Origin of the sequence: Natronocella acetinitrilica (genome assembly GCF_024170285.1) — a bacterium.
Lineage (GTDB): Bacteria > Pseudomonadota > Gammaproteobacteria > Nitrococcales > Aquisalimonadaceae > Natronocella > Natronocella acetinitrilica.
On record NZ_JALJXV010000006.1, the window covers coordinates 104,535 to 126,613 of the forward strand.

A 22,079-nucleotide genomic window follows, 5' to 3' on the forward strand; every position below is an offset into this window, starting at 1 on the left:
GTGGTGGGTTATGCGAGAGGAGTTTTGGACGGGCGAGACGTGGCTGCAGTTCAACTACCGCGACAGCAAGGGCCAGCTCACAACCCGTGAAGTTTTGGCCCGTAGCATCTATGAGAAGAACGGACACCTGTACCTATCAGGAATATCGAGCCTGAGAAAGGCCTACCGAGAGTTTCGCGTCGAGCGAATTGCCTCAGAGATCATAGACGCCGAAAGCGGTGCAGTCGGGACGCTGCAGGACGTACTCGGGGTGACATTGCCAGATCCTGGTCGAGACGAAACGTGGACCTATGAGCCGCTGAGCTTTGATGATCTCGACGAGCTGCGCGTTTACGGCCGCCACGCACACCGTGAAATCATACTCTGGGTTGCGCGCAGAAAGGCGAGGGAGATCGCGGCCACTAGCCTGCGCACGGTGCTGAAACCGACTCACATCGAGATGTACAAAGCGTTCAAGAACGGGAAACTGCACAAGCGTCCCCAACTCTGGCTTCGATACTCCGAGGAAGCGCGGTTCCAGTGGGTAAGCAGCTCGACATCACAAAGCGGCTACAAGGACCACCTGCGCACCATCGCCACGTTCGTTGGCTCGCTCATCGACTACGTGGCACCATCGAAGCCGGTCAAATAAAGGCACCATGGGCCGCCACGCGAAACCCCTCCCCTTGTGAGCCAGGCGACGGCTTATAGAGCGCCTGCTTTAAGATGGCGGTGGCCGCTTTTCGATCAACGTTAAATCTGAACACCGCCAGCTGGACCGTCGGCAAGAACTTTCCCGGTTCTTCAGGCCATAAAGTGTTTGCTTCGATCATGATGGCCCGCTCTTCAAGGTCCAATTTTCCAGCCAGCTCTATATTCCGGACCTTCCCCAACGACCTGTCACTGGTCAAATCGATCGCGGCCGCAAAGGTGCATCCGGTGCCGCTGCGAGCGCTGCCAGATATCACCACATCCGAATACCTGCTGTGGTTGCGCTTCAACCGGAGATCGCCGACGGTAAGCGGCGGCAGCGTCTCCGGCGGCTCATCCTGTAACTCGTTCGAATCTCCCAACCACAAAAAGCGATATAGCCTCCCCTGTCGAGTCCACTGCGGATAATCCGTCACCGGCTTCCCGTTGGTCCACCTGCGGTATTGAACTTGCTGCTCCCAACCAGATTCGAAGAGCTTGTTTGTATCCCCCTCGATGACCCCCCGCTTCCTTTCCGGCAGATAAACCTCTATGCGGTCCGGCGAGTAACCCGCTCTCGGCCAAAGGCCATAAGGGTTGGCGTCTGCGTAGAGCACGTCTCCCTGCTCGAACGAACAACACGCCAACGCCCGGCGATACGCAACGGGAACCGCCCAGGTAAAACTCGGATAGAACTCAATCTTCACCACCTGCCTTCTGCCAGCTGCACGACAAGTCATTAACGTAGCCGAGACCGTCACCGAGCAGCGACAAGCATGGATAGCATTTTGCTCTTGTGCAGTGAATAGCTTTTTGCTAGCTTGGCATCGTCATGAAGGAGAACGCCATGCCAGGCCTTTCAGAGATCCAGACCCACAAAGTCACATCCTGGGTGCCGGTTGAACACGCCGCACCGGACGGGGTGAGTGACGCTGCGCGCATAACGGGGAAGGTGTTTTGGCAGCCCCTGCTTTTGGGCCGCGATGGATGCTGGGTTGCTGAGGAATACATTCGCCTCTTCTGGTGCCTGCACGGTGCCGCGATACAGGCCAGCAATTGCCCTGATGACGTTGCGTGGCTTGGATATCTGGCTGACACGATGAACAGCCTCGCCGCCGCGGCTCGCCGCAGGGAGCTCGCGGCATGAGCAGACAAGACGGCGAACGCCAACTGCGGCACATCCGCGAGGTGCTGATGGCAACGGTCATCCCGCACCTGGTGGCGCGGTACCAAACCCACGCTGAGGGTGTTGGGGCGGTCGGGGCGGAACCCCGGCCTGCCCCGTTTCTCTCGGCCAAGAACTCCACGGAGGCCCAACGATGAGTGACTCCGATCTTGCCACCCTTAAAAGTCACTTTCCGGACACGAAGGTTCTTCGCGGCGGATTGATTGCTCACCGATACGCCGTGATCACAGAGGACGACGGATATCCAGTCGCTGGCGGATCTACGCCGCAGATTGCGATTCGTCGGGCGGTTGACACGCTGCGCCGCGGCGGCTCACTGCCACCGACGCCGACCACCCCAGCCCGTGACCACCAGCCACGTACAGGAGGGCGCCATGCCCCGCATCACGATTGATCTGCCCGATGGGCACGACCCGCGCCTGGTTGACCTGCACGCGATGGCCGAGGCCATTGGCTGCCTGATCCGCTCCGTGAATCACGCAGAGCACCACTTTCGGTTCATCCCTCGCGAAGCGCCGCGGCGGGCGAGTGGTGAGCGCAACGTGGTGCGCCTGCCGGTAACGGCACGTCGTTCGAAGGTCGGCTATTTCGGCCGCATTGGTGGCCGCGGACCTGACGACGTGGCGTGAGCCTGGGGCACTGGCAAGGGGTTTTCGACGTGCTTGTGATCGACACCACGCCCGGCGCCGATGGCCCGTTTGCACCGCCTGAGCACTGGCAGGGCGACAGGGCGGCCTACAAGACGCTGATACGCGAGCGCTACAGCCGCAACCGGGGCGCACACCAGCAGATTGAGACAACCGCCCGGCTGACCGGCCACGCTATCACCGGGCCCTACGCCGAGTATGCGCGCCAGATCATCGAGGCGGTGCGCGCAACACGCATTCGACGGGAGGCTGAACGCACATGATTTATGGCCCCGATGGACAGGTTCTTTTCTCCGAAGACGAACTCAAGTGCAAGGGCAGTGGCCTGGTGGCGCTCGCGCCGAACTTCGCGCAGCGGTTGCTTTTGCTGCGGCTACAGCTTGATGAGCCAATGATCGTAAACAGCTGCTGCCGCAGCGCCGCGCGCAACCGAGCGGTCGGCGGCCACCCCCGCAGCCTGCACGTGTATGACGAGTCCCACTGGGAGACCGGAGGCTGCTGCGCGATCGATATTGGCACGCGGGACGCCGCGTATCGGGCCCGGCTTATCCGCCTGGCGCTCGACACCGGTTGGTCTGTGGGGCTGCACGCCGCATTCGTCCACCTGGACCGGCGCAGCGACTACACCGGCATGCCCCAGGCGGTTTTCCCGTACTGATGGGCGACTACGAAGCCAAACCCGCGCGGTGGCGACACCCGCCGGGCGACTACAAGCCGCCGCAGCCCTACATCCGCCCGGGCAGCGATCACAGCCACATGCCGCATAGCTATGAGGACGACATGGCGAAGAAAGGCACCCTTGAAGCACTGAGCCCAACCGATCGGCGCGCGCTGATCGTGCAGAAGGTCGACACGAAGGCCTACAGCCGGGGCGAGCTGGTTACGGAGTTAAACGCGGCCCACGCGAAGACCGTCGACAACGCCCTCGCGCAGCTGCGGGCCGACGGCACCGTGGTGACGCAAACCGTGTTCAACAATGGGCTTCGCTACCTGAGCGCGCGCCTCGCCGAAACGCGCGGCGTGAACCCGGTGAACCGGGATGCCGCCGCACCGGCCGCGGATAGCCCGCCCGCCGACGAGAAACCCACGGAAGCGGAACGCACCTGCCCTGATTGCAAGGGTGAGGGCGAGGCCCCGCGCTCGCTCGCCGGTGCGTGCGTGCCGTGCCCAACCTGCGACGCCACGGGCCAGCTTGCAGAAGCGACCGAGGCGCAGCCCGACGACCGCAGCCGGAAGACACCGCGCGCCGCCCGAGATCAATACCTCGATGACGAGGCCGTCCAGGAGCGGGAGGAGATCGCGGACGTAGCCGCCTTCGCACCGCTGACCGCCGACCAGCAGCGCGAACTCAACGCCGCGATGCCACCGGCCCGCGTCGAGCCGGTCACCAACGGCATCGACCGCCTCGCCGTCAGCCACGAGGGCTGCCTGCTGCTGTGGGTAGACGGCCAGCTGATCGAGATCGACAACCCCACCACCAGGGGCATCCACAAGATGCTCGACCTCAATGCTGCCCTGGTCAACGGATAAGGAGCTGATCACCACATGGACACACGCGACCAACAACGCAGTGCGCGCCTCGCTGGCGTTATCCAGCTGCTGGCTGACATGGGCGAGCCGAATGTGGATGCCGCTGCCCTACTGCACGCCCTGCAGCAGGCCGGCTGGACGCCGCCCGACGGTCATCTGGGTGGACTTCGCGCGGAAGCGAAGAAAACACCTCCGATGAACGCCATCGACTACCTGCAGGCCGCCGCATTCGAGATGGATTCCCGCGCCAAGCAGCGCGACACCCCCGAGGGCGAGCGCTCGATGGCCGGCGCGGTGCGGGCGTTCAACGCCCTGTACCACGGCCAGATCGAGCACCGCCTCATGTCGGGCCTGCCGCCGCTCAGCGAGACCCACGGGTGGGAGCTGCAAAGCCTGCTCAAAAAATCCCGCGCGGCTCAGGGCGCCTACCACGCGGACGACTACGTCGACGACGTCGGTTACGTCGCGCTGGCGGCCGAGTGCGCCGCCCGGGAGCAAGCGGAGAACCCGGCATGAGCACCGACGCACGCCCACTGCGCACCGCCTACCTGCGGTGGCGCGCGGCACGGCGCATCGTCGCGGCCGCCAACACCATGGCCGACCCGGCGGCCAGGTCATTCGCCATACGCACGCTCAACAAGCGCCGGGCGCACTACCGCCGCGTGCTGGCAGCCGCAGAGCGCTGGCTGGCCACGCGGCGCGAAGCGGGGACGAACATTGCGAGTAGCCCCCACCACGGGGGCCACCAGCGGGCGGTGTGATAACACCCGCAGCGGTGAATGGGGCGAGACCTCACCCCCAGGCCACCGCCGGAGGCGCACGTCACGCGCAGCACGGCACCGCGACACGGGGTTTACTCCTTCCCCCACGCCGCGACTCCAACCGCCGCCACCTGGTGGGCCCGTGCAAGTGGTGGGGTGGCTGCTAGCCATCTGCATTCCAGGAGGGCGGCTGGCATCCGCCGACACAACTGCCCGATTGGCCGGCTCCACCACCTAATGACCGTGGCACCGGCAGCTTTAACGAGAGGGAGAACCATGACGAGATTGCTAGTTTTTCGCCTCACCTGTCGGCGCACGGAACGAAAGCTCTCGCAGGCGCGGCGCTTTTTGCTCCGCCTCAAGTGCAAATTCTTTGGCGTCGCTCCATCCCATACTCACTTCCTCACGAAGGCGACCGAACACGCGAGATTTTTTCATTTCGTCATAGGCCAAGGCTGGGTATCGAGGATCCTCCGGGTGCCCGAAGGTTGTCTCGAGAATTTGCATCACTGTTCGAAATCGAACAAGGGTGCTCGCATAGAGCGAAGCAGCGTCAGCATGGAGGTCAGCGACAATTTTATAGCGGCTCTCCGCAACCGACCGAGGAAGTGTTCCGCTCAACTCGTCATTGCCATACGCAACATTCCTCAAAAGTGTCGACTGCAATGGATCCTCAACCTTCTGGAGTTCGAGGACCAATTGTCCGAACAGATGATCCAACAAGCGCACCTCGTGATAAAGGGCCTGCAACGCCACGACATGCCGCTTCTCAAGGGTCTGGAAATCCTTAATTTCCTGTCTTCGCAGCTGCCACTGCGGCAAAACGATCGCAACTACCACAGCTGTAAGCGTGAGGGCTGCGTGGACCCATGCGGCCCAATTAACACCTTGCCCGACCAATTCGACTTCTATTGGCATTGTCACTCCCCCTCTCTCGGAGTCGCCCTATGACTCGTTTCGCACATAACAGGGATAGTCGCAACGACCGAAAACGCTCAATGATCGCGACAAAGATCTACGGGCTCCTCAGTCGGACGTTCAGCATCTACATCGGCGAAGTCGGCTGATGCTCCGCGCCCTCCTCTACGGCCTCACGGCCAACATGCCCTGCAAGCTGATCAGCAGGGACGGCTCGCCCTACCTAGAGCGCTACTTTGTGCGCCAGCTTGGCGAGCGCCGCATCTACCTGCACCGGTTCGTCAGCGGCGATGGCGACGTCGAGGTGCACGATCACCCGTGGAACGCCGTCTCCATTTGCCTGGTGGGCGGCTACCTTGAGGAGCGCGTGCGCTGCCTGTCACCCGAAGGCGGGTGGATCAGCCATCACCGGCAGATCTTCCCAGGGCGGCCCAACCGCATCCGCGCGGGCGACTTCCACCGCATTCGCCACACCGAGCGCGACACCTGGACGCTGATCATCACGGGCCCCCTCGTGAGGCGGCGCTGCGGGCGGCCCAAAGGTTGGGGTTTCCTGCGTGCGCAGTTCGCGGAAACCAGCAGCCTCGAAACACACTACCCCACGGTCACCTACTACCAGCCCTTCCAGATGACGCACGACCGGGAGTGGTGGCTAGACGCACCACTGGGGCGTGATGCCGGCCGGGCGCCGCTCTACCGGCCTGGGCGAGAGGTGCGGGCATGATGCAGCAGGGCCTCAACCTGGGCCACGAGATCGTGGTGGATCTGTTCGCCGGCGGCGGTGGCGCCAGCCTGGGTATTGAGCAGGCCCTCGATCGGCCCGTGGACGTGGCCGTCAACCACGATCCGCAGGCCGTCGCGATGCACGCCGCGAACCACCCGGGCACCGAACACTTCTGCGAATCCGTGTTCCGCGTGCATCCCGTAGCGGTCACCCGCAATCAGCCAGTGGGCCTGCTGTGGGCCAGCCCCGACTGCACCCACCACAGCAAGGCCAAGGGCGGCAAGCCCGTCAGCAGCGGCCGGCGCGGACTCGCGTGGGTGGTCATCAAATGGGCCCGCCGGATACGGCCCCGGGTCATCATGCTGGAGAACGTCGAAGAGTTCGCCGACTGGGGGCCGCTAACGCCGGAAGGCATGCCCTGCGCGGTGCGCAAGGGCCAGACCTTCCGGCAATGGATCGCTCAGCTGGAACGCCTGGGCTACCAGGTAGAGGCCCGCGTGCTGCGCGCCTGCGATTACGGCGCCCCCACCATCCGCAAGCGGCTGTTCGTCATCGCCCGGCGAGACGGACGCCCCATCGTGTGGCCAAAGCCGAGCCACGGCCCCGCAGAATCCATAGCCGTAAAGCGTCGGCGGCGACTGCCGTACCGCACGGCGGCAGAGTGCATCGACTGGAGCCTGCCCTGCCACTCCATCTTCGAGCGCAAACGCCCGCTGGCCGAGAACACCATGCGCCGCATCGCGCAGGGGATGAAGCGTTACGTCATCGAGGCAGCCGAGCCGTTCATTATCGCCATTGACCATGCCAGTGCACGCACTGGCTCGACATGGGCTGCGACCCAACCGCTGAGCACGATCACCACAGAAAACCGGCATGCACTGGTCACCGCCTTCCTCGCCAAGCACTACGGCGGCGTGATCGGGCACACCGTCGGCAGACCCATTGGCACCATCACGACGGTTGACCACCACAGCCTGGTTGCCGCCAGCATGGCTCCGTACATGATGACGATGCGAAACGCCGGCAAGCCCTTCAATGAGGCGGACAAGCCTCTGCACACGATAACCGCCGGCGGGGCACACATGTATGCAGTGGCCGCCTTCATGGCCCCCTACTACGGCAGCGGTAGCGGCGAGACTGGGCGAGACCTACGCCAGCCAGCCCCAACATGCACCACCAAAGACCGTCTGCAGCTGGTCACCGTCCAGATCGACGGCGCCACCTATGTCATCACCGACATCGGCATGCGCATGCTCCAGCCCCGCGAGCTGTTCAACGCCAACGGCTTCCCGCCTGACTACGTCATCGACCAGGGCCCGGAAGGCAAGCCACTGCCGAAATACGCACAGGTGCGCATGTGCGGCAACAGCGTCCCGCCGGTGTGGCCGCGTGCCCTGGTGTCGGCGAACTTCGCGCACGAGCAACAGCAACGAGGTGCGGCATGAGTACCAGCATCGACGATCTTCGCCGCCAATACCGCTCGGTGTGGAACGAGATGGCCGCGGCCAGCGACGATCGCTACCGCGAGCTGCGGCCAACCATGCACCAGCTGGCTGATGCCCTTGAGGCTGCGGAAAAGCTGCGCGCCGATGACGAGCTGGAGCGGCTGCAGAGCGACCCGAGACGACAGCAGTTGGGGCTTTTTGAGGAGACCACACGAGCATGATCACCAGCAGCCACCGCAAACTCCAACGCCTCCATGCGCGGTGGCGCGTGTGGCGAAACGTCGGCGAAGACCTCAACCGCCGCGCATCCGTGGAAGCTCAGCTGTTCAGCATGGCCAGCGGCAAAAGTCCCCTCCCAGACGCGGACAAATGCCGTGAACTGGCACTGAAGCTCGGCGTTCCGGATGCCTACCGGTCGACGCAACCGGAGCCCATGCCGGTCACTCACGAACAGCTGGCCATAACCGCACACAAGCTGTTCATCGGCTCGGGCCCAGGCGAAGACATGTGGTGCGAGCTAGACGATCAGGCCCTGCAATACAGCATGGGACTGCGAGTTGGGCAGCAGTGCCAGTTCTGCGACGACCCCTACGGCCCCGACCAAACAGGTGAATGCGAAAAATGCGGCGCGGAAGTTCACGCAAATTGCCTCGACGCTTCGGTCGACCACGGCTCACTCTGCCCCTACTGCTATGAGAGCCTGGACATGGAGGACACCGCGTAGCCATGTTCCTCACCGATGACGAGCTCGAAGAGTTAACCGGCTACAAGTCGCCCCCGAAACAGCGGGAGTGGCTTTTGTCTCGCCGATACGCCTTCGAGGTTAATGCGCGAAACAGGCCGAAGGTGCTGCGATCGGTAGTAGAACACCGGCTGGGCGGTGATAACATCGATCGCCCGAGAGAGCCACGGCTGCGGCTGCCATGAGACGCCGAAAAACCAATCGCCACCTGCCGGCATGCATGTACCAGAAACACGGTGCCTATTACCTGGTCAGGCAGAACCGATGGGTTCGCCTCGCCGGCGACCTGCCCAGCGCGTTGCAAGAATACGCGCGGCTTACTGCCACGCCGCAAGGCAACATGTCTGGCCTCATCGACACGGCGATCGCACAAGCGAGCGAGCGTGGGGTGTCGTCCAACACGCTACGGCAATATCAGATGGGCGGTGATCGGCTCAAGGAAGCGCTCGTGGAATTCACCGTCTCCGACGTCAAACCGCACCACATCGGCCAACTGATGGATCATTTCCGCAAAACGCCGAATCTGGCGAACCGGATGCGCAGCCTGCTGAAAATGGCATTCGACCACGCCGTTGTCACCGGCATGCGTGAATCCAATCCCGTGTTGAGCATTCCGAGACACCGTGAAAAGAAGCGGGATCGTTATCTGACCGATGAGGAGTGGGACGCGATCTATCTGACGGCGTCCCCGGCCTTGCGCTGCATCATGGACGTTGCGTATTACACCGGCCAACGGATAGGAGATATTTTATCCATCCGCCTGAGTCAGATCTCCGAAGAAGGCATCGCCTTCCAGCAGGAGAAGACAGGCAAGCGACTGACGGTCGCCATGAACTCAGGGCTGCGCGATGCCATAGCGCGAGCAAAGGGCCTTCACGGAACAACTCGCCTCTACCTGCTGGGCCAACGCAATGGGAAAATCCGTTCTTACCGCGGGGCACGTGATCTGCTGCACCGTGCGGCTGAGCGAGCAGGAGTGGCCGACGTCGGCTGGCACGACATCCGTGCAAAATCGATAACCGACACGAAGCGACAGGGGAAGAACGCCCAGGCACTGGCCGGGCACACCACGGAGGCGCAAACGAATCGCTACCTCCGCGGCCGAGAAACCACCCTTGTTGAAGGCCCGAGTTTTAGACAGTCTAATTCAGGAGGGGCAAAATCGACGCCAAGTCATTGATAAACAAGCACACGCCGATGATGCAGCAGTTTCTGCGCATCAAGGCGGAGCATCCGGACATCCTGCTGTTCTACAGGATGGGGGACTTCTACGAGCTGTTCTACGACGACGCCAGGCGAGCCGCCCGACTGCTCGACATCACCCTCACGGCCCGCGGCCAGTCCGCCGGGGAGCCGATCCCCATGGCCGGTGTTCCCTACCATTCCGCCGACAACTACCTGGCGCGACTGGTTCGCCTGGGGGAATCCGTGGCGATCTGCGAGCAGGTGGGCGACCCTGCCACCGCAAAGGGCCCGGTGGAGCGCCGGGTCACCCGCATTGTCACCCCGGGGACGCTGACCGAGGATGCGCTGCTTCCGGAACGGCAGAGCAATCTGCTGGCGGCGGTGGTGTCAACGGAAGGCCATCACGGACTTGCAGTGCTGGAGCTCTCCGGCGGCCGCTTCTCGGTGCAGGAGTTGCAGGGTGACGGGGCCCTGGCGGCGGAAATCGAACGCCTGCGCCCGGCGGAAATCCTCTATGACGAGGACCAGGGTGCGCCCGCCATTCTGGGTGATCGCGCAGGCCTCACCCGCCGCGCCCCCTGGCATTTCGAGATCGAAACCTGCCGCCGACTGCTGAACGCCCAGTTCGGCACCCGTGACCTGTCCGGCTTCGGCTGCGAGGCCATGGAGCTCGCCATTCGGGCTGCGGGCAGCCTGCTGCAATATGTGTCTGACACCCAACGGGCCGCCATGCCACACATCCGGGCGCTGAAGGTGGAACGGCAGGACGAGGCGGTAATCATCGACGCCGCCAGTCGTCGTAATCTGGAGCTTGAGCGCAATCTTGGCGGGGGGCAGGAGCACACCCTGGCCTGGGTGCTGGACTCCACCGTCACCGCCATGGGCTCCCGCATGCTGCGGCGCTGGATCAACCGGCCACTGCGTGATCGCAGCGTGATCCGGCAGCGCCATGACGCGCTGGATCTGCTTCTGGCCAGGCGGGACTTCGAGCCGCTGCGGGAACTGCTACGCGGCATTGCCGACCTTGAGCGTATCGTCGCCCGCATCGCGCTGCGCTCGGCCCGGCCCCGCGACCTGGAGGGGCTGCGTCTGGGTCTTGAGCGCCTGCCCCACATGCAGGCCGGCCTGCCTGCTGCGGAAGACACTCCGCTGGCTGATCTCGCGGAACGATTGCAGCCACAACCTGCCACCGCCCACCACCTGCGCGAGGCGATCATCGACAATCCGCCCACGGTGCTCCGCGACGGCGGCGTGATTGCCAACGGTTTCGATGCCGAGCTGGATGAACTGCGCGGCCTGAGCCGCAATGCCGATGGCTACCTGCTGGAACTTGAGTCCCGCGAGCGCGAGGCGACCGGCATCGCCAACCTGAAGGTCAACTACAACCGCGTCCACGGTTTTTACATCGAAGTCAGCAAGGCCAATGCCGCCGCGGTTCCCGAGCGCTATATCCGTCGTCAGACGTTGAAGGGCGCGGAACGCTACATCACGCCGGAACTCAAGGCTTTCGAGGACAAGGTATTGAGTGCCCGGGAGCGCGCCCTGGCGCGGGAGAAGGCGCTCTACGAATTACTGCTGGACAGCCTGAACGAGGTGCTGGAGCCTTTGCAGCGCGCGGCCGGGGCCGTCGCGGAACTGGATACGCTCTGCGCACTGGCCGAGCGCTCCGAGTCGCTGAATTACGTGCGTCCGGGGCTCACCGATGAGCCGGGCATCGTGATCGAGGAAGGCCGCCATCCGGTGGTCGAGCGTGTCCTCTCCACCTCATTCGTGCCCAATGACTCCCGGCTCTCCGACGATCGCCGGATGCTGATCGTTACCGGTCCGAACATGGGTGGCAAATCCACTTATATGCGGCAGGTGGCGCTGATCACCCTACTCGCCTGCATGGGCAGCCACGTGCCTGCGAAGCGCGCAACCCTTGGCCCGGTGGACCGCATCTTCACCCGTATCGGCGCCTCCGACGATCTGGCGGGCGGGCGATCCACGTTCATGGTGGAGATGACGGAAACCGCGAACATCCTCAACAACGCCACGGACCAGAGCCTGGTACTGCTGGACGAAATCGGCCGCGGCACCAGCACCTTCGACGGCCTGTCCCTGGCCTGGGCGTCCGCTGCCTGGCTGGCGAGGCGGCTGCGGTCGTTCACGCTCTTCGCCACCCATTACTTCGAGATGACCAGCCTGCCGGAGCAGTTCCCGGCCGTGGCAAACGTGCATCTGGACGCCGTGGAGCATGATGACCGCATTGTCTTTCTGCATGCCCTGAAGGACGGCCCTGCCAACCAGAGCTATGGCCTGCAGGTGGCGGCCCTGGCCGGCATACCCGGCGAGGTGATCGCCTCGGCCAGAGAAAAGCTGGCGCGACTCGAGCAGGACAACCGCGCCGTGGCTCCGGGCACGGGCGGGCAACTCGCCCTGTTCAACACCCCGGCACCCGATCCATTACGGGACAGGCTGCGTGACCTGGACCCGGATGAGCTCACCCCCAGGCAGGCGCTGGAACTCATGTATGCCCTCAGGACCCTGGCCGACAAACAACCCTGACAAATCCGGACAAGCTGTCGGTTAATTTTCTCGCCACAAGCATGTATCTTACGCTACCTGCCAATCAGGCACCGGACGTCCAGACCGCCTTGAACATCGGAGCAACCCATGACCTTTGTCGTCACGGAAAACTGCATCAAGTGCAAATACACGGATTGCGTGGAAGTCTGCCCCGTGGACTGTTTCCATGAAGGGCCGAACTACCTGGTGATCGATCCCGACGAGTGCATCGACTGCACCCTGTGCGAACCGGAGTGCCCGGCGGAGGCCATTGTCTCCGAGGATGATCTACCTGCAGACCAGCACCATTTCCTGGCCCTGAATGCGGAGCTCTCCCAGGAGTGGCCGGTCATCACGGAACAAAGGGATCCCCCGGCGGATGCCGAGGAATGGGACGGCAAACCGGACAAGCTCAAGCTGCTGGAACGCTAGGGAAGCGCTGAAGCATTCACAAAAAGGCCCGCTCACGATATCCGTAGCGGGTCTTTTTGTGGCGTTGAAGACGAAGGTTTCTACCGTGCGGTCTCGTCCAGCAGGGCTTTCAGTGCCTGGGCGTCGACGAGACCGCGCTGCACCACCCCATGCTCGCTGATGAACGTGGGCGTCGCATCCACACCGAGCTCCCGGGCAAGATCAAGCTGGTCGGCCACAGGATTGTCACAGTCGCTGCGCTGCATGGTGTCACCGGCCTTGGCGCGATTCATCGCGTCCTGCTGATCATCGGCACACCAGACGGAGACCGCCTTGTGGTAGGAGGCGGAATTCACGCCCGCCCGGGGAAACTGTATGTAGCGCACCTCGATGCCCAGTGCAGTGTAATCCCCGATATTGCGGTGCATGCGCTGGCAGAATGGGCAGTCGATGTCGGTGAACACCGTCACCACATGCTCGGTTTCGCCCTGCGCCGGGTAGATGATCATGTTGTCGGTATCGTAGGCTGCCAGGCGTTCGGCGCGCATCCCTTCCCGCATGGTGTCCGCCACCGGCCGGCGGGCTTCGAGATCAAGCATCTCGCCCTGCACCAGGTAACGGCCATCTTCGGAGAAGTACAGTACCTGGCCATCGAGCATCACCATGTAGAGGCCCGGAATCGGTGATTCCGCAAGCTGCTGTATCTCGGCATTGACGCCGGCCTCTGCCATGCGTTGCTCGATGCGTTCGCGCACCTCGTCGTTGGCGCTTGCAGCCGTGAACAGCAACAGGGCAAGGCTGCCGATCACGAGTCTTGATAACGTCTTCATGCTGGTCTCCGGAGTTCGTCTATTGATGTGGCACCTGTGCTGGCCATCACCCTCGGGGATGGTGCAGACGATGCAGGTCCTGCAGCCTGTGCCGGGCAACGTGGGTATAGATCTGCGTTGTCGAGAGGTCGCTGTGACCGAGCAGCAACTGTACCACGCGCAGGTCGGCACCATGATTGATCAGATGGGTCGCAAAGGAATGCCGCAGGGTGTGGGGCGAGAGTGAGCCACGCACCCCCGCAACGGCAGCATAGTGCTTGATACGATACCAGAAGCCCTGTCGTGTCATGGCGGCACCGCGGGCCGTGACGAACAGGTCGTTACTTTGACGCGCACCCATCAGCGCCGGACGGCCGTGGCCGAGGTACTCCTCGACCCAACCCTGTGCCTCCTCCCCCATGGGTACGAGACGCTCCTTGTCACCCTTGCCGATGACACGAACGACCCCCTGGCGCAAACCGAGTTGGGTTACCGCCAGGCCGACCAGCTCCGAGACGCGCAGACCCGTGGCATAGAGCAGTTCGAGCATGGCCCGATCCCGCAGACCCAGCGGATCGGAGGTGTCGGGGGCCATCAGCAGCGCCTCGACATCGGACTCACCCAGAGCCTCAGGCAATGGGCGGCCCAGACGCGGGGCGGCGACGTCCGTGGTGGGGTCAACCTGCAGCCGCCCTTCCCGGATCTGCCAGCGATAGAAGCGGCGCAGGCTGGATAACAGGCGTGCGGTACTGCGTGGCTTGGCACCGGCCTGGACTTTCACCGCGAGATAACCGAGCACGTCCTCTCTCGATGCGGTGAGCAGCGCCCCGTCTCGCGCCTCAAGCCAGCGGCCGAAGGCACGCAGATCGCTGCCGTAGGCAGACAGGGTCTGTCGGCTGAGACCCCGTTCCACCCAGAGCGCATCGAGAAACCTGTCAACGACGCGTTCCATGACAAGGTCGCCGGGTTCAGCCCTTGTCGTCATCCCCCTGCTTGCGCTGGGCCTTGCCAACCTGGGCACCAAAGGCAGTCATCATTTCTATGGGGACCGGGAAGACGATGGTGGAATTCTGCTCGCCGGCGATGCTGCTCAGGGTCTGCAGATAGCGAAGCTGCAGTGCCTGGGGGTTGCCGGAGAGTATGTTCGCCGCATCCTGCAGCTTTTGCGCGGCCTGCATCTCACCCTCGGCATGGATGATCTTCGCCCGCCGGCTCCGCTCTGCCTCGGCCTGCTGGGCAATGGCACGGATCATTGTCTCGTTGATGTCCACGTGCTTGATCTCGACATTGAGTACCTTGATACCCCAGGCATCGGTCTGCTCGTCAAGAATGGCCTGGATATCGCTGTTCAGCTTATCCCGCTCTGCAAGCATCTCGTCCAGGTCATGCTGACCGAGCACGGAGCGCAGCGTGGTCTGGGCAAGCTGGCTGGTGGCGGCAAAGTAATCCTCGACATTGATCACCGTGCGCTGCGGATCGACAACGCGGAAGTACAACACCGCATTGACCGCGACCGACACGTTGTCCTTGGAGATGACGTCCTGGCTGGGAACGTCCATGACCACCGTTCGCAGATCGATACGCACCATCTGCTGGATGATCGGGATCACGATGATCAGACCGGGCCCCTTGACCTTCCAGAATCGACCGAGCTGGAAGATGACACCGCGCTCGTATTCCCGCAGTACGCGAATCGCTGACGCCACAAGCGCGACGACTGCCGCGCCGAGGACGAGGAGAATCGTTTCCATGTAACCTCCGGTTAGCACAATCAGACCCCCGAATCGGTGCAACGCAAAACGGGTTCAACTCGGAAACCGACCATAGCACAGGTCGGCTGGTTCCCTGCCGCGTCAGGCCGACACTGCCGCCGCCCATGGCGCCAGCGCCCCCGGACGGCGCAGATCCGCCGCCAACGCATGGACATCCGCCGCAGAAGCCTTTTCCTGACGACCAACGCGACCGCCGCTTTGCGCGAGATTACGCATCTGCATGGTAGACCGGGACACGACGCCATGACCGGGCGGATTCAAGGCGGACTGATCCATCACCCAGGCTGTGGCCAGCGCCTCCACCGCCAACACCTGATAAAGCAGATCGATCAGGTGACTGCAACGGCGAAGCCTGCCATCGAGAGTGGCCGAGCAATCAGCATATTGTCGTTGGTCGCTGGGGCGCTCATGCATCTCCAGCAGCAAGGCCGATGCGTCAAACTGCGCACCCATCAGCGCATGCGCGAGTTCAGCCCCGCCATTACCTCCAGACGCAGGGTAGCCGCCAGCGATCACCGGATCGGTCAGCCCTGCCAGTCGCTGATGAGCGTGCATGGCCAGAGAGACCACCGCGTTGCCGAGGGCATCCGTGCAGCGGGACAGCTCTTCCTCAAGCGTTGCATCATGGAGCGGGCCGGCGCGTAGTAGCCGCTCGGAAACTGCATGATGCTGTGCGATGGCGTCGAGGACAGCGCCGTAGAGGCTCGGGGTACAGCCGATGGGATCGTGACAGCCGCTCTGCGGACCCTGCTCGCCGACTGCTGCGTTACTGACGACGATAATCGCCGCACCGTTGCGCTGATCCGCCTGCAGGCCCGCAAGCCACCCGCCAACCCGCCGCTGGCCGAGTTGCGGGCCGATGCTGACACGAGTGATTCGTCCAGGCAGCCCCTGAAGGCGCATGCACTCCGCGGCCGACAGGGTCAACACCACCGCCCAACGGCAGGCTCTGTCCATACGCACATGGTTCAACGCGACGAGAGCGGCCCGGGCCTCCTCCCGACGACTATCGGAGACGGACACCACCAGCGGCGATAACGACATGGAGCGGATGAAGCTGAGCGCGCCGCAATGGCTGCCATCAGCTAGCCGGAGACGACCGACCCCGGTGAGGGATGTCGAAAGCGCCTCCAGCAGATCATCCATATCCGGAGCGGTTAGATTTGCTGGAAGCGTCGGTAGCGCATGCCTTGCGAGCATGCCCAGCAGTAGATCCAACTCTGCCAGGCCGTGAGGATCGGGATCCACCGCAAGCGTCGCCGCCCGGGTCGCCATGATGGCGCGCAGCTCCTCAGTCACACCCGTCATCGACGAACTGTGATCTGGCGGATCCATTGCCCGGGGCGACGCGCGGCGCCACGCGTTGTTGGCAGCATTCACGGCCGGCCGGGACCGGGGGGCCGCACAAGACTGCCGGGCAGCACTGACGCGGGCCCGCAGCTCAGGCCCGAGTACAAGCCCGGCGCCGCCCACGGCGATCTGCTCCAGGGTGCCGGAGGTCAGCCCGCGGCTATCAAGTATGACGGCTTCCACTGATTGCATGCATCGCCACCCTTGGCACGCCTCGGCCGGTTAGTGTCCCACGCCCCACAAGGGGATGCGAGCCCGGAAACGCAGGCTACGGTAGACTGCCGTCGATGCAAGAGCCAGCTACCCGAAACATTGTCGAATTCGAGGCCAGAAGCCTGCTGATGCTCTGCAGGGCAGGCTTTGAAGGTGATGCGGCGGCCGAGGTCATGGCTATCGCTGAAGATACCGCAGGCGTCGCTGGCTACTGTGAAACCCGGTCAGGAACTGGCTGGCTCCAATTTCACGCGGTGACCGGCAGCATCAACACGCTGCTGAATGCCAGACCCGACTGGCGGGACTGGGTTTTCACCCGACAATGCATCTCGTTGATCACCCGCATCGATCAGCTACCCCCGGGTGATCGCGTGGCCGCCATTCTCGAACAGTTGCCTGACTCACCCCGCGAATTCGCCGGACTGCAAATCGACTTCCCGGACACCAACGACGGCAAGTCGCTGTCGCGGTTCTGTCGCAGCTTCGCGGGCCCCATGCGCAAGGGTCTCGCGCAGGCCGGTCATGGGCTTGGCAATGGGGCAAGCGCAGCACTGCACCTGTTCTTCGTCGATTCCGCCACGGTGTTCCTGGGCCTGGGGCGCCCGGGTGTAACCTGCCCCTGGCCGGCGGGCATCCCCCGCTTGAAAATGCCCAGGGCCGCACCCAGCCGCTCTACCCTCAAACTCGAGGAAGCCCTCAAGGTGTTTCTCTCTCCTGAAGAACAGCTCGCCCGTATCAGGCCAGGGCGCCATGCGGTTGACCTGGGCGCAGCCCCCGGCGGCTGGACATGGCAACTGACCCAGCGAGGCATGCGGGTACAGGCCGTGGACAACGGCCTGATGGATGCTCAGCTGATGGAAACCGGTCTTGTTGATCATGTTCGCGGCGATGCGTTCCGTTATCGCCCGTCACGACCAGTTGATCTTATGGTCTGCGACGTGGTGGAACAGCCAATGCGAATCGCGCGGCTGATGGGGCAATGGTTCGCGCGCGGCGATTGCCGGGAAGCAATCTTCAATCTCAAGCTGCCGATGAAGCGCCGCTACCAACATGTGCTGGACTGCCTGGAAGCATTCCACGCCGCCGCCAATGGCGAGTCATCAGCGATCTCAGTGCGCACCCGGCAGCTCTACCACGATCGCGAGGAAGTCACAGTCCACGCACGGGTTACCCGGCGCGGCTGATCCCTTCCATGGCCCGCCAGGGAGCGAGGTCCAGCATTTGCCCCTGCACCGCCGTCGCGGACTGGTAGAGCAGCGCCGCGTCAGGCAGAACCTTGCGCAGGGCGAGCAGTTCGTCCAACTCCAGCAGCAGCGTAGTCACCGGGCCGTATCGATGATGCGACAGCCGTCCGAGCCGGCCGATCACATGCCAATCGCCCTGCAGGCGCATCTGTATCGAGAAACAGCGCTCGAGGCATGGATCAGAAGTCGGCTGCATGCGGTAGCAGGCATCCGGCACCGCCGATCGCAGCAAGCGGGGAAGCAGTTCGTTCAGGTCCAGTTCGGCCGTCCGCCCCCCGCCCAGCCGCCAGATGGTCATCTGATGACCATGGAGTCGAAGGTGTCCATCGCTATCGTGGCCGTGCACCGGGCCGCGGGCGATCAGGGTGGTCGGCGCATCAGCATTGAGCGGTGGACAAGTGCAGATCGCCTGTTCGAGAAGGTCCCGTGGATCACAGGCCAGGCGTGCCCCCGGTGTTTCACCTGGCCGCGCACCGCGCACGGGGTGCAGACGCAGGCGCAGATACCCAGCCCCGCCGTTTGCCGCCGCCGTCTCGATTTCGCCGATGAGCAACTGCATTGCATGATCGCCCTGCAGCGGATCAGTCAGATCACGACGGGCATAGAGGCGTGCCAGGGTTTCCGGGGCCAGAGGTGGATGCTGCTCGGTCATGGTGCTCTCCTGGTTATCAGCGTTAATGAACGCAAAACCGCCATGGCGCAATACGAATCCCCTGTCCCGGCCCCGGGGGATTCAGGCCATGGCGGTCACCAGTCAAGCGGTTGTTAGCGAACTGACGACTACCTCCCCCGGGCCTCAAAGCTGGGCCAAGGGTAGGTAAATCGCAGGGATTTCAAATCGCCGTCCGCCATCACGATAAACTCAAGTAAACTTGTAAAAACAGTAGCAAGTGGCCGACAAACGCGCAAGCGCGAACCGCAGGCGCCCGCCACAAGGAGAAGACCATGCGGCGATTCCACATTGCCATCGGGGTTGCCGACATCGCGGCATCGGTGGAGGACTACACACAGCGCCTCGGTCAGGAGCCCGTTCTGGTGATCGCTGGTGAGTATGCACTGTGGCGCACCGACCGCCTCAACCTGTCGATCCGTTATGCACCGGCGGCACCGGGTGAACTGCGACATCTGGGCTGGGAGGACCCCCAGGCAGAGACGCTGTCCATCGAGCATGACGTGAACGGGCTGGTCTGGGAGCGCTTTTCGGCCCACGACCAGGCCGCCGAGATCGCCGCCATCTGGCCGGCCAGCAACTACAAGCCCGACTTCTAATCACTTCGTCAACGGACGATCCCGTCGAGAACAATCTCTCGCATGCAAGATACCGCAGCGCACACCCCAGGTCGCCGACGCAGCCTGATCCAGTGACTGGGGCAGCATTCGCCGCAGCGGTCAGTGGGGCCAGTCCTGACCCGAACCCTCAGGCGGCAGCGGGTATCTGCCGCGTCATGCGGTTCAGCGCCAGTTTGTAGATCGGCAGGAAGAACAGGATGCTGAAGCCCAGCTTGAACACGTAGTCCACCAGCGCTATCTCCACCCAGTTGGCCGCCATGAAGGGGTCGGGGCTGCGGTAGAACGCGGCCGAGAAGAACATCGCCGTATCCACGGCGTTGGCCAGCATGGTTGAGACCGCGGGGGCAAACCACCAGGGACCAAAGCCGCGAATGCGGTCGAACACGTTGGCATCCAGCAACTGGCCGACGAAGTAGGCGAGGAAACTGGCAAAGGCGATGCGGGCAACGAACAGGTTGAACTCGCTCAGGTTGCCGAAGCCCTGGAAGGCACCGCCCTGGAACAGTACCGAGAATACGTAGGACAGCACCAGGGCCGGGAACATCACGCTGAGAATCACCCGGCGAGCCAACTCCTTTCCGTAGATACGAACCGTGAGGTCGGTCACCACGAAGATCAGCGGAAAGGACAACGCCCCCCAGGTGGTATGGAAACCGAAGATCTGAAACGGGATCTGCACCAGATAGTTACTGGCCGCGATCACCAGCACATGCAGACTGGCCAGCACGAAGTACAGCCGTCGGGAACCCGGCAGGAAGGGGTCACGGGAATGATCGGCTGGCAGATTCATGGCGATGTCCGGTGTCTGGGCGAAGGTCGCAAAGTTTACTCAAAAAAAGACCGGAATCCAGCACAAGCCGAATTCCGGTCGACTGTCCGGGACACTTTAATCCGCTGCCTGGATGAGCGCCCGGCAATCGGCACGACTTGCCGGCGGTGACAGTCCATCAGCTGCATAGTCTGCGAACACTTTCGGGGAGTCGACAAAACCCGCACTCTCTGCATCCTGGACGTTCCATTCCAGCGTCGAGCCCCGATATGCCAGCCGGAAGGCTTCCGGCATGTCGTCATTGTCTCCACCCAGCACCTGCATGGTGACGCTGCGATCCCGGCCGGAGAGCAACGGCAGGTCGAGTTGCAGGGTAGCCCCGTTCAACCGGGCCCAGCCTGCGTCTTCCAGATACAGCACCTCGGCATCAGGGTCACCAAGCGGGCCGGACTCTGCGTAGGCAATGCAGCCACGCATATCGCCTGCACCCGGCTCATCACCGGGCAGGAAGAACAGGCTCGCCAGGCCACGCAACTGATCGTTCTCGACGGCGGTCACCCAGAGGTAAGTGCCATCGATCTCTTCGGGCAGAATCCTGGGCAGGGTGGCGAAGCCGGCAATCTCCTCAAGATCTTCCGGAGTCAGTGTCTGATTGATCAGATCGCGCCCGGTCACCGCGATTTTCAGCGACTCGCTGGTGACACGGTCGAGTTCACCGCCGTTCAGTTCGTGCTTGATGGCATCGACCAGCGCACTGACATTCTGCGCCAGCGTGTCGATCTGCGTCTGGTCACCGAAAGCGGGGGCAGACTGGGTGCCATTGACTCCATCCTGGCCCAGAAGCGCAGCCAGGGATCGAGATGTCAGCAGCAGCTCGACCAGATCGGTGGGTTGAGTTGCCATGGGTGCCTGCGGCTCTGCCGTGATGATGCTGCGCTGTATCGTCACCCGGCTTGCAAGCGCCTGACCAGTCATTGCCCCACTCACCCGGCTTCGGATCTCCTCGGCGATCGCATTGATCGCGTCCGCGTCCTTCAGCAGATCCGACAGCAAGAGGTCGGGTGTCGCAGCCTGAAATTCCTGCCAGGTGGTCGCGATGGCGTCGTAGGCTACCCGGGCAGCAGCGTCCACATCCACGCCTTCGGCTTCCAGGGCCTGCAACAGCAGCCTGACCAATTCATTGAGGCTGAGACTGAACAAGGCCGCGGTCGTAGCGGACGCGGGCAGCAAGTCGCCCTCGAGCACAGCCTCGATCTCGGCGTAGAAATCCGCCACCAGCAGTTGCGCTGTCTCGATATCGTCAAGGGCAAGCAGCACCTGATCGTCCGTCAGACCCAGCGAGGTGCCAGGCGTGATAACGCCGGCGGCCAGATTGTCGCCGTCGTTCCGCCGCGGCTTGCCACGTTGGGTGGACAGCACACCTGACAAGGGCTGCTGGGTGGCCAGGTCGAATCCGCCAATGGCGCGCACGGTCACGGTATCTGCTGAGATCGTACCCGGCCGCATGCGCAGACAATGCCGCGCCGGGCCTTCACGACAGTAATCCCGCGCCGCCGCCACCGTTTCGCCCTGGCTGTTGCGGATTTCTGGCCGGTACGAATAGAACCCGAAGCGATCGGTGAGCGCAGAGGGTTCGCTGCCATCGAGCCGACCATTGTCGTTGAGGTCTACCCAGACGACAGCCCCGGCAACCCGGCCGTCCACCACGGCACCACTCATCTGGTAGCGGGAGCCACTGTTGCTGCCGTCATCCTGATCACTGGCGCTCAAGCAGCCAGCCAGCGCCAGTGCGCCTGCCAGACCAATGCCGGCGAACCCGAACTGCTTGATACGCATACCTGTCGATTCCTTTTTCATCATTCGAAAC

Annotated in this window: 28 protein-coding genes; 19 read left to right on the top strand and 9 right to left on the bottom strand. The window is 63.2% G+C overall.

What is annotated here, in order from left to right:
- Positions 1 to 10 precede the first annotated feature (10 nt).
- A complete protein-coding gene (locus J2T57_RS13000; protein WP_253478970.1) occupies positions 11 to 631 on the top strand; it encodes a WYL domain-containing protein in 621 nt (206 codons plus the stop codon).
- Here the strand turns inward: J2T57_RS13000 and J2T57_RS13005 are convergent.
- On the bottom strand, positions 624 to 1,376 hold the full coding sequence (locus J2T57_RS13005) for a hypothetical protein (protein ID WP_253478972.1): 753 nt from the start codon (positions 1,374 to 1,376) through the stop codon (positions 624 to 626). The two genes, J2T57_RS13000 and J2T57_RS13005, sit on opposite strands and share 8 nt — an antisense overlap.
- 125 nt (positions 1,377 to 1,501) lie before the next feature.
- On the opposite strand from J2T57_RS13005, the gene J2T57_RS13010 reads away from it, so the two are divergent.
- The 8 genes from J2T57_RS13010 to J2T57_RS13045 all read left to right on the top strand — a co-directional run bounded on the left by J2T57_RS13010 (position 1,502) and on the right by J2T57_RS13045 (position 4,793).
- Complete coding sequence (locus J2T57_RS13010) at positions 1,502 to 1,816, top strand: hypothetical protein (protein ID WP_253478974.1); 315 nt, start codon at positions 1,502 to 1,504, stop codon at positions 1,814 to 1,816.
- Positions 1,813 to 1,992: a hypothetical protein gene (locus tag J2T57_RS13015; RefSeq protein ID WP_253478976.1), complete on the top strand. Its 180-nt coding sequence runs from the start codon at positions 1,813 to 1,815 to the stop codon at positions 1,990 to 1,992. The genes J2T57_RS13010 and J2T57_RS13015 overlap by 4 nt, the downstream gene beginning before the upstream one ends.
- Before the next feature lie 237 nt (positions 1,993 to 2,229).
- Positions 2,230 to 2,484 (top strand): hypothetical protein, encoded by a 255-nt coding sequence (locus J2T57_RS13020; RefSeq protein ID WP_253478978.1) that lies wholly within the window; start codon positions 2,230 to 2,232, stop codon positions 2,482 to 2,484.
- A complete protein-coding gene (locus tag J2T57_RS13025; RefSeq protein ID WP_253478980.1) occupies positions 2,481 to 2,765 on the top strand; it encodes a hypothetical protein in 285 nt (94 codons plus the stop codon). The genes J2T57_RS13020 and J2T57_RS13025 overlap by 4 nt, the downstream gene beginning before the upstream one ends.
- The gene (locus J2T57_RS13030; RefSeq protein ID WP_253478981.1) at positions 2,762 to 3,160 is read left to right on the top strand and encodes a D-Ala-D-Ala carboxypeptidase family metallohydrolase; all 399 of its coding nucleotides are present in this window, start codon (positions 2,762 to 2,764) and stop codon (positions 3,158 to 3,160) included. Before J2T57_RS13025 ends, J2T57_RS13030 begins: the two co-directional genes overlap by 4 nt.
- Positions 3,160 to 4,032 carry a hypothetical protein gene (locus J2T57_RS13035; RefSeq protein ID WP_253478983.1) on the top strand — a complete coding sequence of 291 codons (873 nt, stop codon included), beginning with the start codon at positions 3,160 to 3,162 and terminating at the stop codon, positions 4,030 to 4,032. The genes J2T57_RS13030 and J2T57_RS13035 overlap by 1 nt, the downstream gene beginning before the upstream one ends.
- A 15-nt stretch (positions 4,033 to 4,047) precedes the next feature.
- Positions 4,048 to 4,548 carry a DUF6378 domain-containing protein gene (locus J2T57_RS13040; RefSeq protein WP_253478985.1) on the top strand — a complete coding sequence of 167 codons (501 nt, stop codon included), beginning with the start codon at positions 4,048 to 4,050 and terminating at the stop codon, positions 4,546 to 4,548.
- The gene (locus tag J2T57_RS13045; RefSeq protein WP_253478987.1) at positions 4,545 to 4,793 is read left to right on the top strand and encodes a hypothetical protein; all 249 of its coding nucleotides are present in this window, start codon (positions 4,545 to 4,547) and stop codon (positions 4,791 to 4,793) included. Before J2T57_RS13040 ends, J2T57_RS13045 begins: the two co-directional genes overlap by 4 nt.
- 288 nt (positions 4,794 to 5,081) lie before the next feature.
- Here J2T57_RS13045 and J2T57_RS13050 read toward each other — a convergent pair whose 3' ends face one another.
- A complete protein-coding gene (locus tag J2T57_RS13050) occupies positions 5,082 to 5,711 on the bottom strand; it encodes a hypothetical protein (protein ID WP_253478988.1) in 630 nt (209 codons plus the stop codon).
- 148 nt (positions 5,712 to 5,859) lie between these two features.
- Here J2T57_RS13050 and J2T57_RS13055 point away from each other — a divergent pair, with 148 nt between their 5' ends.
- The 8 genes from J2T57_RS13055 to fdxA all read left to right on the top strand — a co-directional run bounded on the left by J2T57_RS13055 (position 5,860) and on the right by fdxA (position 12,786).
- Positions 5,860 to 6,435 (top strand): hypothetical protein, encoded by a 576-nt coding sequence (locus tag J2T57_RS13055; RefSeq protein ID WP_253478990.1) that lies wholly within the window; start codon positions 5,860 to 5,862, stop codon positions 6,433 to 6,435.
- Positions 6,432 to 7,880 carry a DNA cytosine methyltransferase gene (locus J2T57_RS13060; protein ID WP_253478992.1) on the top strand — a complete coding sequence of 483 codons (1,449 nt, stop codon included), beginning with the start codon at positions 6,432 to 6,434 and terminating at the stop codon, positions 7,878 to 7,880. The genes J2T57_RS13055 and J2T57_RS13060 overlap by 4 nt, the downstream gene beginning before the upstream one ends.
- The gene (locus J2T57_RS13065) at positions 7,877 to 8,101 is read left to right on the top strand and encodes a hypothetical protein (RefSeq protein ID WP_253478993.1); all 225 of its coding nucleotides are present in this window, start codon (positions 7,877 to 7,879) and stop codon (positions 8,099 to 8,101) included. The genes J2T57_RS13060 and J2T57_RS13065 overlap by 4 nt, the downstream gene beginning before the upstream one ends.
- Positions 8,098 to 8,604 (top strand): PHD finger domain-containing protein, encoded by a 507-nt coding sequence (locus J2T57_RS13070; RefSeq protein ID WP_253478995.1) that lies wholly within the window; start codon positions 8,098 to 8,100, stop codon positions 8,602 to 8,604. The genes J2T57_RS13065 and J2T57_RS13070 overlap by 4 nt, the downstream gene beginning before the upstream one ends.
- 2 nt (positions 8,605 to 8,606) lie before the next feature.
- Positions 8,607 to 8,807, top strand: coding sequence for a DUF4224 domain-containing protein (locus tag J2T57_RS13075; protein WP_253478996.1), 201 nt, complete (start codon positions 8,607 to 8,609; stop codon positions 8,805 to 8,807).
- A gap of 35 nt (positions 8,808 to 8,842) precedes the next feature.
- Positions 8,843 to 9,802, top strand: coding sequence for a tyrosine-type recombinase/integrase (locus J2T57_RS13080; protein ID WP_253478998.1), 960 nt, complete (start codon positions 8,843 to 8,845; stop codon positions 9,800 to 9,802).
- Positions 9,803 to 9,819: 17 nt separating this feature from the next.
- Positions 9,820 to 12,354: a DNA mismatch repair protein MutS gene (mutS, locus tag J2T57_RS13085; RefSeq protein ID WP_253479000.1), complete on the top strand. Its 2,535-nt coding sequence runs from the start codon at positions 9,820 to 9,822 to the stop codon at positions 12,352 to 12,354.
- Between the two features lie 108 nt (positions 12,355 to 12,462).
- A complete protein-coding gene (gene fdxA / locus J2T57_RS13090; protein ID WP_253479002.1) occupies positions 12,463 to 12,786 on the top strand; it encodes a ferredoxin FdxA in 324 nt (107 codons plus the stop codon).
- Positions 12,787 to 12,866: 80 nt separating this feature from the next.
- Here fdxA and J2T57_RS13095 read toward each other — a convergent pair whose 3' ends face one another.
- The 4 genes from J2T57_RS13095 to J2T57_RS13110 form a co-directional block, all read right to left on the bottom strand.
- A complete protein-coding gene (locus J2T57_RS13095; protein WP_253479004.1) occupies positions 12,867 to 13,595 on the bottom strand; it encodes a DsbC family protein in 729 nt (242 codons plus the stop codon).
- 46 nt (positions 13,596 to 13,641) lie between these two features.
- The gene (gene xerD / locus J2T57_RS13100) at positions 13,642 to 14,526 is read right to left on the bottom strand and encodes a site-specific tyrosine recombinase XerD (protein WP_253479006.1); all 885 of its coding nucleotides are present in this window, start codon (positions 14,524 to 14,526) and stop codon (positions 13,642 to 13,644) included.
- 16 nt (positions 14,527 to 14,542) lie between these two features.
- Complete coding sequence (locus J2T57_RS13105; protein ID WP_253479008.1) at positions 14,543 to 15,325, bottom strand: slipin family protein; 783 nt, start codon at positions 15,323 to 15,325, stop codon at positions 14,543 to 14,545.
- 102 nt (positions 15,326 to 15,427) lie between these two features.
- Positions 15,428 to 16,888 carry a lyase family protein gene (locus J2T57_RS13110; protein WP_253479010.1) on the bottom strand — a complete coding sequence of 487 codons (1,461 nt, stop codon included), beginning with the start codon at positions 16,886 to 16,888 and terminating at the stop codon, positions 15,428 to 15,430.
- 95 nt (positions 16,889 to 16,983) lie between these two features.
- On the opposite strand from J2T57_RS13110, the gene rlmM reads away from it, so the two are divergent.
- Positions 16,984 to 18,093 (top strand): 23S rRNA (cytidine(2498)-2'-O)-methyltransferase RlmM, encoded by a 1,110-nt coding sequence (gene rlmM, locus J2T57_RS13115; RefSeq protein WP_253479012.1) that lies wholly within the window; start codon positions 16,984 to 16,986, stop codon positions 18,091 to 18,093.
- On the opposite strand, the gene J2T57_RS13120 is transcribed toward rlmM, so the two are convergent.
- On the bottom strand, positions 18,077 to 18,805 hold the full coding sequence (locus tag J2T57_RS13120; RefSeq protein ID WP_253479014.1) for a hypothetical protein: 729 nt from the start codon (positions 18,803 to 18,805) through the stop codon (positions 18,077 to 18,079). The genes rlmM and J2T57_RS13120 overlap by 17 nt on opposite strands.
- A gap of 293 nt (positions 18,806 to 19,098) precedes the next feature.
- Between J2T57_RS13120 and J2T57_RS13125 the strand changes: the two genes are divergently transcribed.
- Positions 19,099 to 19,422 carry a VOC family protein gene (locus tag J2T57_RS13125; protein ID WP_253479016.1) on the top strand — a complete coding sequence of 108 codons (324 nt, stop codon included), beginning with the start codon at positions 19,099 to 19,101 and terminating at the stop codon, positions 19,420 to 19,422.
- A gap of 148 nt (positions 19,423 to 19,570) precedes the next feature.
- On the opposite strand, the gene J2T57_RS13130 is transcribed toward J2T57_RS13125, so the two are convergent.
- Entirely contained in the window at positions 19,571 to 20,233 is a 663-nt protein-coding gene (locus J2T57_RS13130) for a 7-cyano-7-deazaguanine/7-aminomethyl-7-deazaguanine transporter (RefSeq protein ID WP_253479018.1), read from the bottom strand.
- A gap of 96 nt (positions 20,234 to 20,329) precedes the next feature.
- Positions 20,330 to 22,072, bottom strand: a complete 1,743-nt coding sequence (locus J2T57_RS13135) for a hypothetical protein (RefSeq protein ID WP_253479020.1) — start codon at positions 22,070 to 22,072, stop codon at positions 20,330 to 20,332.
- Between the last annotated feature and the right edge of the window lie 7 nt (positions 22,073 to 22,079).